We start from the raw sequence: 11680 nt of genomic DNA, 5'->3' as shown, positions 1-11680 counted from the left end.
CTGCCCGCCGAACTGACCACCCCCCGCGAGTCCGACGCAGCCGCCGCCCGGCTGCGCGACCTGCATCCCGACCCGGCGGCGCTGCTGCTCACCGCGCTCGCCACCGGCGGCCGGCTCTGGGAGCGCGGCCCCGACCACCCCGACGCGCTGACCCTGCGGCTGGGCACCGCCGACCTGCCCGGCGGCCCCGGCACCGCGCCCGGCACCCTGCTGCCCGCCGTCCCGGTCACCGTCGACCTGCAGACCGCCGGCAGCCTCGGCCTGGCCGGTCCGCGCGCCCGGCTGGCCGGGCTGGCCCGGGCCGTGCTCGCCCAGCTCGCCGCGCTGCACGCGCCCGGCGGGCTCGCCCTGGTGCTGGTCGCCGCCGCCGCGCCCGCCGAGGAGTGGGCGTGGGCGCAGTGGCTGCCGCACCTGCGCCCGGCGCACGGCCAGGCCTGCCGACTGCTGTTCGGACTCGGCCCGGAGCAGGCCGAGGCCCGGCTCGCCGAACTGGCCGGCGCCACCGACGGACCGCCCGCCACCGTCGTCCTGGTCGACGGCGACCCGGGCACCGAGGCCGGCCGGGAGGCCCTCGCGCTGCTGCTCAAGCAGGGCCCGGCGGCCGGCGTCTTCACGGTCTGCCTGGCCGAGCGGCCCGACCTGCTGCCCGCGGGGCTCGGTGCCACCGGCGTGATCACCGGCGAGGTCTCCACCCGGCTGACCGTCGACCGCCCGGTCGGCGGGGTCCGCGAGCACCTCGCCGACGTCGCACTGGACGCGGTCTCCGCGGCCTGGGCCGAGCGCCTGGCCCGCACCCTGGCCCCGCTGCGCGAGGCCGCCTCCGACGCCGACCCGGCCGGGCGCGGCCCGCTGCCGGAGGCGCTGCGCCTGCTCGACCTGTTGCGCTCCGAGTCGCTCTCCCCGGCCCGGCTGGCCGAGCAGTGGGCCGCGCTGCCGGCCGGTGCGGGCGGCGCGGGCGCGCTGCTGGGCACCGCCCGCGGCGCGCAGGGCGAGGAGAGCTGCGCCGTCGACCTCGCCGAGGACGGCGACCACCTGCTGATCGGCGGCGGCCCCGGCTCCGGCAAGTCCGAGCTGCTGCGCACCCTGGCCGCCTCGCTGGCGGTCTCCGAGCGGCCCGGCCGGCTGTCGCTGCTGATGGTCGACGGCGACCGCGCCGAGGACGGCGGACTGGCCGGCTGCACCGACCTGCCGCACGTCACCACGCACGTCAACGCGCACACCGACCCGCGCGGGGCACTGCACGCCGCCGACCTGCTGCTGGACGAACTCGCCCAGCGGGAGGCACTGTTCGACGGCCTGAGCTTCGCCGAGTGGCACACCCGGCAGGTCTTCGAGAAGGCCCCCGCGCTGGTCGGCGGCCCCGCCGCCGACGGGCCGGCCGGCGCGGTGCGGGTGGCCGCGCCGCGCCGCTCCCCCGAGGCCGCGCCCGCCGCCGAGCCGGGCCCGGTCCGGCTGGTGGTGCTGGTCGACGACTACGACGTGCTGGTCTCCCCGGGGTCCCCCGGCGGCCGGCCGCTGGCCCGCGCGCTGGCGGCCGTCGCCCGGCAGGGTGCCCGGCTCGGCGTGCACGTGGTCGCCGCGACCGGCGCACCGGAGGCCACCGCGGGCAGCGAGGTGGACGAGGCGGCCCAGCTGCGGATCGCCCTGCGCACCGAGCAGCCCGGCGAGTCCGACCTGCTGATCCACCTGCCGGACGCGGCGGCGCTGCCCGCCGGCACGCCCGGCCGCGGCTACCTGCGCCGCCCGGACGGCGCGGTGACGGCCTTCCAGGGCGCCCGGGTGAGCGGCCGGATCCCCCGCACCGCGACGCTGCGGCCGACGGTCGTCGCACTGCAGCCGGAGGACCACGGCGCCGCGCCGACCCCGCGCCCGGTCCGCGAGCTCGGCAACGGGCCGACCGACCTGGCGCTGCTGGGCAGCGCGCTGCGCCGGGCGACCGAGAGCTGACGGCGGGTCAGGGGGCCAGCGTGGTGACGGTGGCTCAGGCGGTGCGGGTGGCGGCCGGGCGGACCAGTCCGGTCTCGTAGGCCACCACCACCTGGGGTTGGGCTTCGGCCTCCACCCGGCGCGGTAGGCCGGGAACGCCCGACGGGGGCCCGGGAGTCGACTCCCGGGCCCCCGTCGGGGTGGTGCTGCGGTCAGCGACCGGTGCGCAGCAGGGTGCGGATCACCCGCATCGCGACCGAGAGGCTGGACAGCTCGTAGTTGTCCGAACCCCTTATGTCGTCGAGGGTGGTGCGGGCCCGGCTGAGCAGGGTGCCGTTGAGGTCGGCCCAGGCGGTGTAGCGCTCCTCGGGGCTGGATCCGGCGGGCCCGGCGGCGAGCACGTCGGCGGTGAGCGCCGAGTGCGCGGCGAACAGGTCCTCGCGGATCGCGGCGCGGGCCATCGAGGACCACCGGTCGGTGCGCGGCAGTTCGATGATCCGGTCGAGCAGGTGGCTGATCTGCAGGCGGTCGCCGAGGTCGTAGTACAGCTCGGCGACCTCCATCACGTCGGCGTCCGAGCGGTCCGCGACGCCGACGATGTCGAGGGTCGGGAACGCGGAGGACAGTCCGGCGATCCGGGTGGCCAGCTCGTCGGGGACGCCGGCGCCGGCCAGCTCCTCGTAGACCGAGTCGTACCAGGCGAGGTCCTCGCCGCGCAGCGGCTTGGGCAGCGACTCCCAGACCTGGTTGACCCGGTCGTGGAAGAACTCGATGGTGCCGGCGATGTCGAGCGGCTGGCGGCGGTTGTTCAGCATCCACCGGGTGGCGCGCTCGACCAGGCGGCGGGAGTGCAGCCGCATCTTGGTCTGGACGCGGGCGCCGACCTGGTTGTCGAGGCCCTCGACGGAGTCCCAGATCTGCTCCAGGCCGAACACCGCGCGGGCGGCGGCGTGGGTGCGGGCGATCTCCTCCATGGTCGCGCCGGTCTCCTCGCGGAGCCGGAACGCGAAGGTGCAGCCGCCGCGGTTGATCGTGTCGTTGACGATCAGGGTGGTGATGATCTCGCGGCGCAGCGGGTGGTTGTCGATCTGCTCGGCGAACCGGGCCCGCAGCGCGCTCGGGAAGTACTGGTGGAGCACGGTGCGGAAGTACGGGTCGTCGGGCAGCTCGGTGGCGAGCAGCTCGTCGGACAGGGTGATCTTGGTGTAGGCGAGCAGCACCGACAGCTCGGGCTGGGAGAGTCCCCGGCCGGCCTGCTGGCGGTCGCGGATCTGCTTCTCGGTGGGCAGGTACTCCAGCGCCCGGTCGAGCTGCCCGGCGGACTCCAGCCGGTTGATCATGCGGGAGTGCACGTTGACCATGCTGGCGGCCTGGGCGACCGCGTTGGCCAGCACCACGTTCTGCGCGTAGTTGTTGCGCAGCACCAGGTGGCCGACCTCGTCGGTCATCTCGGCGAGCAGGGCGTTGCGCTGCTTGACCGTCATGTCGCCGTCGGCGACGACCTGGTTGAGCAGGATCTTGATGTTCACCTCGTGGTCCGAGGTGTCCACGCCGGCCGAGTTGTCGATGGCGTCGGTGTTGATCCAGCCGCCGGTGGACTGCGGGCCGCCGGTGGAGGCGAACTCGATCCGGCCGAGCTGGGTGCAGCCGAGGTTGCCGCCCTCGCCGATGACCCGGGCGCGGACGTCGGCGCCGTTGACCCGGATCGCGTCGTTGGACTTGTCGCCGACCTCGGCGTTGGTCTCGGTCGACGCCTTGACGTAGGTGCCGATGCCGCCGTTCCAGAACAGGTCCACGGGGGCCTGCAGGATCGCCTTCATCAGCTCGGCGGGGGTCAGCTTCGAGGCGTCGATGCCGAGCCGCTCGCGGACCTGCGCGGACAGCTGGATCGACTTGGCCGAGCGCGGGAAGACGCCGCCGCCGGCCGAGATCAGCGACTTGTCGTAGTCGTCCCAGGAGCTGCGCGGCACGTCGAACAGCCGGCGGCGCTCCGCGAAGGAGACCGCGGCGTCCGGGTTCGGGTCGAGGAAGATGTGCCGGTGGTCGAAGGCCGCGACCAGCCGGATGTGCTCGGAGAGCAGCATGCCGTTGCCGAACACGTCGCCGGACATGTCGCCGATGCCGATGACGGTGAAGTCCTCGGACTGGGTGTCGACCCCGAGCTCGCGGAAGTTGCGCTTGACGGACTCCCAGGCGCCGCGGGCGGTGATGCCCATGCCCTTGTGGTCGTAGCCCGCCGAGCCGCCGGAGGCGAACGCGTCGCCGAGCCAGAAGCCGTACGACTCCGCGACGCCGTTGGCGATGTCGGAGAAGGTCGCGGTGCCCTTGTCGGCGGCGACCACCAGGTAGGTGTCGTCCTCGTCGTGGCGGACCACGTCGAGCGGGTGGACGACCTCGCCGGCGACCAGGTTGTCGGTGATGTCGAGCAGCGCCGAGATGAAGGTCTTGTACGAGGCGACGCCCTCGGCCAGCCAGGCGTCGCGGTCCACCGACGGGTCCGGCAGCTGCTTGGCGACGAAGCCGCCCTTGGCGCCGACCGGCACGATGACGGTGTTCTTGACCATCTGGGCCTTGACCAGGCCGAGGATCTCGGTGCGGAAGTCCTCGCGCCGGTCGGACCAGCGCAGGCCGCCGCGGGCGACCTTGCCGAAGCGCAGGTGGACGCCCTCGACCCGGGGCGAGTAGACCCAGATCTCGAAGGCGGGGCGCGGCGCGGGCAGGTCCGGGATGGCCTTGGGGTCGAACTTCATCGACACGTACGAGTGCCAGGAGCCCTCGCCGTCGTGCTGGAAGAAGTTGGTCCGCAGGGTGGCCTTGATCAGGTGCAGGAACGAGCGCAGGATGCGGTCCTCGTCCAGCGAGACCACCTCGTCGAGGGCGCCGGAGAGCTCCTCGACGATGGCGTCGGTCAGTTCCTCGCCGCCGGAGCGGTGGCTCGGCGAGAGCCGGGCCTCGAACAGGTTGACCAGCAGCCGGGTGGTGTGGGTGTTGTTGCGGAGCGCGTCCTCCATGTAGTCCTGGGAGAACGTGCTGCCGGCCTGCCGCAGGTACTTGGCGTAGGCGCGCAGCACCGTGGCCTGACGCCAGGTCAGCTTGGCGGTGAGGACCAGCTCGTTGAAGCCGTCGTTCTCCGCGTGGCCGAGCCAGGTGGCGGAGAAGGTGTCCTGGAACCGCTCGCGGTCCTCCTCGGTGAGGTCGGTGCCCTCACGCAGCCGCAGGCCGAAGTCGACCACCCAGGCGGTGGTGCCGTCGGTGCGGCGCAGCGCGTACGGGTGCTCGTCGAGCACCTCGACGCCCAGGCGCTGCAGCACCGGGAGCACCTCGGTCAGCGAGATCGGGCCGCCGACCCGGTAGATCTTGAACCGGCGCTCGTCGTCGCCGGCGCCGACCGGCTGGTACAGGTTCAGCCGGAAGTCGCCCTCGCCGCTCAGCGACTCGATCTGCTTGAGGTCGGCGACGGCGGTGCGCGGCGGGAAGTCGGCGCGGTAGCCGTCGGGGAAGGCGTTGCCGTACTTGTGGCCGAGCTCGGCGGCCCGCTCCTCGCCGACCTCGGTCCGCAGCTGGTCGTGGAAGCCGTCCATCCAGAACCGGGCGGCCTCGGCCAGCCGGTTCTCGATCCGCTCGTGGTCGGCCTCGGACAGCTGCGGCAGCTCGGTGCCGGGGGCGACCCGGACCACGAAGTGCAGGCGGGTCAGCACCGACTCGGTGGCGTACACCGTGTAGTCGATGGAGTCGCCGTTCAGCTCCTCCTTGAGGATGTCCATCAGGAGCAGGCGGATCCGGGTGGTGTACCGGTCGCGCGGCAGGTAGACGTAGGCCGAGTAGTAGCGGCCGTAGTCGTCCTGGCGGAGGAACAGCCGCAGCCGGCGGCGCTCCTGCAGGTACAGCACGCTGGTGGCGATGGAGAGCAGTTCCGCGGCGGCGGTCTGGAACATCTCGTCGCGCGGGAAGGTCTCCATGATCTGGAGCAGGTCGCGGCCGTCGTGGCTGTCGCCGGAGAAGCCCGCGGCGTCCAGCACCGCCTGCACCTTGCGGCGCACGACCGGGATCCGGGTGACCGACTCGGTGTAGGCGGCGGAGGAGAACAGGCCGAGGAAGCGGCGCTCGCCGATCGGCTCGCCTGCGGCGTTGAACTTCTTCACGCCGACGTAGTCGAGGTACGCGGGGCGGTGCACGGTGGCCCGGCTGTTCGCCTTGGTCAGCACCAGCAGCTTCTTCTCGTGCGCCTTGGCGCGCACCGGGGCGGAGAGTCGGCCGAAGGCCTCGGACACCGGGTGGTGGTCGGTGTCGTGGCTGAGCGGGTCGGCCCGCAGGATGCCCAGGCCGGTGCCGGCGACGGCCTTCAGGACCTCTTCGCCCTCGTGCTCGACCAGGTCGTACTCGCGGTAGCCGAGGAAGGTGAAGTGGTCGTCGGCCAGCCAGCGCATCAGCTCCCAGGCCTCACCGACCTCCAGCTCGGGCAGGTGCGCGGGGGGCTGCTCGGCGAGCTCGTCGGCCAGTCGGAGCGCGGAGTCGCGCATCTTCGACCAGTCCTCGACCACCTCGCGGACGTCGCCCAGGACGCGGCGCAGGTTGGCCTCGATCTCGCGGAGGTCCTCGCGGCTGGTCTCGCGGTCGATCTCGATGTGCATCCACGACTCGACGGAGGCGTCGGCGGGCCACTCGGCGCCGGCGGCCTGCGCGCGGTTGCAGGCGTCGACGTCGAGGATCTCCAGCAGCTTGCCGGTGATGTCGCGGCGCACCGCCAGCTGCGGGTGCACGACCAGGTGGATGCCGCGGTCCAGGCGGGTCAGCTCGTTGGTGACGGAGTCGACCAGGAACGGCATGTCGTCGGTGACCACCTCGACCACGGTGTGGCCGCAGGACCAACCGTTCTCCTCGACGGTCGGGGTGGAGACCCGGACCTCGGCCGTCCCCTGCGGGCGCTTGAGGCCCAGCCGGTAGTGGGAGGCGGCGGCGCCGTACACGTCGACCGGGTCCCGGTTGATCAGGTCCTCGGGCGCCGTGTGGAGGTAGTAGTGGTGCAGGTAAGCGGCCAGAGCACCGTTGCTCAGACCCTCCCCGGGCGCCGCTCCCCCCACCTGGCTGTTCTCAGCGGCTGCTGCTGCTTTCTTGAGCAGGTCGGCCTTGGCTGCGTCCAGCTTGGTCTGCATGGCTGTTTGGCTCCTGTCGCGCGCCGTTGCGTGACTCGGTGATGACTGTGGGTGCACCGCCGGTCCGCACCTCGGCAATCCTCCCGCACGCACCGGGTGAAAAGCGCTCATGCCACGCATGAGTTGCCTTCCGCCCGGGTACGACAGATCGTTTGGCCTGCCTGTCCGTCTCGGCGACGCCAGCCAGCCTAACCTGATGAAACGAAGGTGTCAGGGGACACGGAGGAGCAATCCCGCAGGGAGATCGTTCCTTCCTGGACAGCTTGTCCAATCCTTCTCAGTCGCGCGTTCCCAGCTCGGGCGACCACTCCATGTGCGGATGGACGTAGTCGGTCGGCGGCGTGAACGTCTCCTTGATGGACCTCGTCGAGGTCCACCGCAGCAGGTTCTGCGCCGCTCCGGCCTTGTCGTTGGTCCCGGAGGCCCGCCCGCCGCCGAACGGCTGCTGCCCGACCACCGCGCCGGTCGGCTTGTCGTTGATGTAGAAGTTGCCCGCGGTGAACCGCAGCCGCTCCACCGCCCGCGCGATGGCCCGCCGGTCCTGCGCGATCACCGCGCCGGTCAGCCCGTACGGCGCGGCCCGGTCGACCCGCTCCAGCGCGTCCTCCCAGCGGGAGTCCTCGTACACCTGCACCGCCAGGATCGGCCCGAAGTACTCGGTGGAGAAGATCTCGTTGCGCTGGTCCGGGGAGACCAGCACGGTCGGCCGGACGAAGTAGCCGATCGCGTCGTCGTACTGCCCGCCCGCGACCAGCTCCACCTGCGGGTCCTGCTTGGCCCGCTCGATCGCGGCGCGGTTCTTCTCGAACGCGCGGGCGTCGATCAGCGCGCCCATGAAGTTGCTCAGGTCGGTGACGTCGCCGACGGTCAGCGCGTCCACCTCGGCCAGGAAGTCGTCCTTGATCCGCTGCCAGAGGCTGCGCGGCAGGTACGCCCGGGACAGCGCCGAGCACTTCTGGCCCTGGTACTCGAAGGCGCCGCGGATCAGCGCGGTGCGCAGCACCGCCTCGTCGGCGGACGGGTGCGCGATCAGGAAGTCCTTGCCGCCGGTCTCGCCGACGATCCGCGGGTAGCTGCGGTAGCCGGCGATGTTGTTGCCGATGGTGCGCCACAGCTGCTGGAAGACCGCGGTGGAGCCGGTGAAGTGCAGCCCGGCGAGGGTCGGGTCGGCCAGCGCCACCTCGGAGAGCGCCTTCCCGTCGCCGGTGACCAGGTTGATCACGCCCGGCGGCAGGCCCGCCTCCTCCAGCAGCCGCATCAGGTAGTACGCGGAGAGCGTCTGGGTCGGCGCGGGCTTCCACACCACGGTGTTGCCCATCAGCGCCGGCGCGGTCGGCAGGTTCCCGGCGATCGCGGTGAAGTTGAACGGGGTCACCGCGTAGACGAAGCCCTCGAGCGGGCGGTGGTCGCTGCGGTTCCACACTCCCGGGCCGGAGACCGGCTGCTCGGCGAGGATCCGCCGCGCGAAGTGCACGTTGAACCGCCAGAAGTCGACCAGTTCGCAGGGCGCGTCGATCTCCGCCTGCTGCGCGGTCTTCGACTGGCCGAGCATGGTCGCCGCGGCGAGGGTCTCCCGCCACGGACCGGCCAGCAGGTCCGCGGCCCGCAGGAAGACCGCCGCGCGGTCGTCGAAGGACAGCGAGCGCCACTCCGGTCCCGCCTCGACCGCCGCGTCCACCGCCAGCCGGGCGTCCGCGTGCGTCGCGTTGCCCAGCATCCCGAGCTTCGCCGCGTGGTGGTGCGGCTGCACCACCTCGATCCGCTCGCCGCCGCCGAAGCGCCGCTCCCCGCCGATGGTCATCGGCAGCGGGATGTTCTGCCCCGCCAGCTCGTCCAGTCTCCGCATCAACCGGGCCCGCTCCGGGCTGCCCGGCGCGTACGCGCGCACCGGCTCGTTGGCGGGCGTGGGGACGGTGGTGACCGCGTCGATCGGCATGGTGCTCAGGTGCTCCGTACGGTGGTGCGAATCCCTGTCGGGGGCTTCTCCAGGGTGAACGGGCGGTGCGGGCCTGACGTGCCGTGACACGCGCTTCGCCGCCCTTTCGCGGCTGTCAGGCCGTCAGTTCCTCGGCCAGCGCGACCGCTTCGGCCAGCGAGTCCACCACCGGGACGCCGACCGGGGTCAGCTTCTCCCGGGTGTGCGAGCCGCCGGTGTACAGCACCGCCTTGATGCCCGCCGACAGCGCCGCCTCGGCGTCGTCCGCGGCGTCCCCGATCAGCACCGTCCGCCCGCGGTCGATCTCCGCGCCCAGCGCGTCCAGGTGCACCGCCAGGTACTCGGCCTTGCGCCCGCCACTCGCCCCGCGCCGCCCGTCCACCCGCAGGAAGTGCCCGGTCAGCCCGAACCCGTCCACCGCCGGCACCAGCTTCTCGTGCTCGTACATCGACAGCAGCGACTGGCTCCGCCCGCCCGCCGCCCACCCCGCCAGCAGCTCCACCGCCCCCGGCGTCAGCCCGCACCCAGGGAACAGCTCCAGGTACCTCACGTGGAACGCGTCGTCCAACGCCAGCCACTCCGCCTGGCTCGGCGCCCGCCCCAACAACCGCTCGTAGAACCGCGGCACCGGAATCTCGTACTGCGCCCGGTACTCCTCCAGCGTCATCGGCGCGATCCCCACCGTGGCGAACGCCGCATTGCTCGCCCCCAGCACCGCGCCCATGTCCTCCAGCAGCGTGCCGTTCCAGTCCCAGACTATGTGTGTACGCACCCGCCAAGGGTACGACCCGGGACCGACCGCACCCGCTCACCCACGGCGCTGCGCGTCACCCGCGGCCGGCTGCCGCCCCGGAGTTCCGCGCTTCAGGCCAGCAGGCCCGGGATCTCCTGGGTGGCGAACCAGAGGAGTTCGTGGTCCTCGGCGCCGTCGACGGTGAACTGGGCGTCCTGGTCGCCGTGGTCGGCGGCGGTGATGGCGGCGGCTGCGGCGGTGACGTCGGCGATCACGTCGGGGTCGGCGTCGTCGGCGTGGACGGAGGCGGCCTTGGCGAGGCGGATCGGGCCCGCCAGGACGACCCGGCCGAGCGAGGCCTGGTCCTGGTACTCGTCGCCGGGGAAGGGGGTGACCGCGGAGTCGGCGATCTCGGCGGCGACCACCACGCGGCGGCGCGGGGCCGCAGGGTCCGCGGCGAGCAGGCGGATCGAGGAGAGCGCGGCGCGGTTGAGGGCCGCGTACTCCAGCTCCTCCAGGTCGTCGCTGACGTACCACTCGCGCAGTGCCGGCGTCACCGCGTAGGCGACTCCCTGCTCCAGGACGCCCTCCGGGTGCGCCACCGCCAGGTCGTTCAACGTGGTGGGCACGTACACGCGCATCGGGGGCACCCTTCATCGGTCACTCTGCGACGGGACAAGAATACGCAGCCCGCTCCACCCGGGTCCGGGCTACCGGCCGACCATCCGGGTCTGCACTTCCCGCGCGGCGTGCAGGACCGCGGCGCGCCGCGTCGGATCCATCATGTTGGGCCCCATCACGGCGAGTTCCGGCGGGGTCGGCGCGAGCAGCCGGACCCGGATCCCGGCCTCCCGCAACTGGCGTGCCTCGCGCATCAGTTGACGGGTGACGGCGCGCCGGTAGCGGCTCACCAGCTGGGCCAGCACGCCGTGCGGACGGTCCGCGGCGCGCCAGGCCCGCAGCGCGTCGAGCGGGCCGCGGGCACCGGACGGCGGTTGCAGGCGCAGCGCCATCGGCGCGAGCACCGCGACCTCGTCCAGGCCGCGGGCCAGCATCAGGTCGGCGTTGGTCGCCGACCAGCAACCGCCGTCCACGTACCGGCCGCCCGCCGTCTCGACCGGCGCGAACCAGCCGGGGACCGCGCAGGAGGCCATCACCGCCTCGGCGACCGGCGCGGCCGGCGCCTCCGGGTCCCCGAACACCACCCGCCGCCCGGTGCGGTAGTCGACTGCGGCGACCCGCAGCGGGGAGCCGGGCGGCCAGCCGTCCGACCCGGCCAGCTGCCGGACCAGCTCGCCGACCGGGACGAGCGAGCCGCGACCGGTGGGCACCGCCGCGGAGACCATGGTCAGGAACGGGTAGTCGCGCGGGTGCCGGACGGCCTGCCGCAGCAGGCCGGGCGAGCCGATGGCCGGCCCGGGGCGCGGCGGCAGCGCGCCGCCCACCGCGTTCTCGTAGTCGAAGCCGATACCGGCCAGCGGGCCCGTGGCGACGGGGCGGCCGAGCTGATGATCCGCCAGGTCGGCGACGCTGGCGCCGCCCGCCAGCAGACTGCCCAGCAGCGCCCCGGCGGAGGTCCCGAGGATCACCTCCGCCTCGCCCGCGACCCGGCCGGTGGCCCGCTCCAGCGCACCGAGCGCCCCCACCGTCCAGGCCGCACCGAGCATGCCGCCCCCGCCCAGCACCAGCCCGAACCGCACCGCCGCGCCCCTCTCCGCCGACCCGTCCGCACGCCGGTCCGTACGCACACCAGCCCGTCCGCACAACCGGCCCACGCCGTCCGACCCGCACGCCGTCCGGCGCGCCGTCGCTCGCTGCCGATCCTCCGCCCTACCGGCGGGTAGACCCCGCAGGTCCGAGGCGGTGTCCGCGACCCGCCCGCCTGCGGACGGGTCAGCGCGGTGTCCCCCTTCGGGCCCTTCGCCCGCCCGA

General features: G+C 73.4%; 6 protein-coding genes. 1 reads left to right on the top strand and 5 read right to left on the bottom strand.

Annotated features, from left to right (window positions below; all coding sequences use genetic code 11):
* Positions 1 to 1947, top strand: a 1947-nt coding sequence (locus tag AB0K51_RS31030; protein ID WP_363460927.1) for an FtsK/SpoIIIE domain-containing protein, incomplete at its 5' end; no start/stop codon positions are given.
* 191 nt (positions 1948 to 2138) lie between these two features.
* On the opposite strand, the gene AB0K51_RS31025 is transcribed toward AB0K51_RS31030, so the two are convergent.
* The 5 genes from AB0K51_RS31025 to AB0K51_RS31005 all read right to left on the bottom strand — a co-directional run bounded on the left by AB0K51_RS31025 (position 2139) and on the right by AB0K51_RS31005 (position 11448).
* Positions 2139 to 7079 (bottom strand): NAD-glutamate dehydrogenase, encoded by a 4941-nt coding sequence (locus AB0K51_RS31025; protein ID WP_363460925.1) that lies wholly within the window; start codon positions 7077 to 7079, stop codon positions 2139 to 2141.
* A gap of 277 nt (positions 7080 to 7356) precedes the next feature.
* Entirely contained in the window at positions 7357 to 9009 is a 1653-nt protein-coding gene (gene pruA, locus AB0K51_RS31020) for an L-glutamate gamma-semialdehyde dehydrogenase (protein WP_363460931.1), read from the bottom strand.
* 121 nt (positions 9010 to 9130) lie between these two features.
* Positions 9131 to 9787 carry an HAD hydrolase-like protein gene (locus AB0K51_RS31015; protein WP_363460923.1) on the bottom strand — a complete coding sequence of 219 codons (657 nt, stop codon included), beginning with the start codon at positions 9785 to 9787 and terminating at the stop codon, positions 9131 to 9133.
* A 92-nt stretch (positions 9788 to 9879) separates the two neighbouring features.
* Positions 9880 to 10389, bottom strand: a complete 510-nt coding sequence (locus tag AB0K51_RS31010) for a hypothetical protein (RefSeq protein ID WP_363460921.1) — start codon at positions 10387 to 10389, stop codon at positions 9880 to 9882.
* A 69-nt stretch (positions 10390 to 10458) separates the two neighbouring features.
* Entirely contained in the window at positions 10459 to 11448 is a 990-nt protein-coding gene (locus tag AB0K51_RS31005; RefSeq protein ID WP_363460919.1) for a patatin-like phospholipase family protein, read from the bottom strand.
* Positions 11449 to 11680: the final 232 nt, after the last annotated feature.

This window comes from Kitasatospora sp. NPDC049285, from assembly GCF_040678815.1.
Lineage (GTDB): Bacteria > Actinomycetota > Actinomycetes > Streptomycetales > Streptomycetaceae > Kitasatospora.
This window is presented reverse-complemented; position numbering and strand designations above follow the sequence as displayed.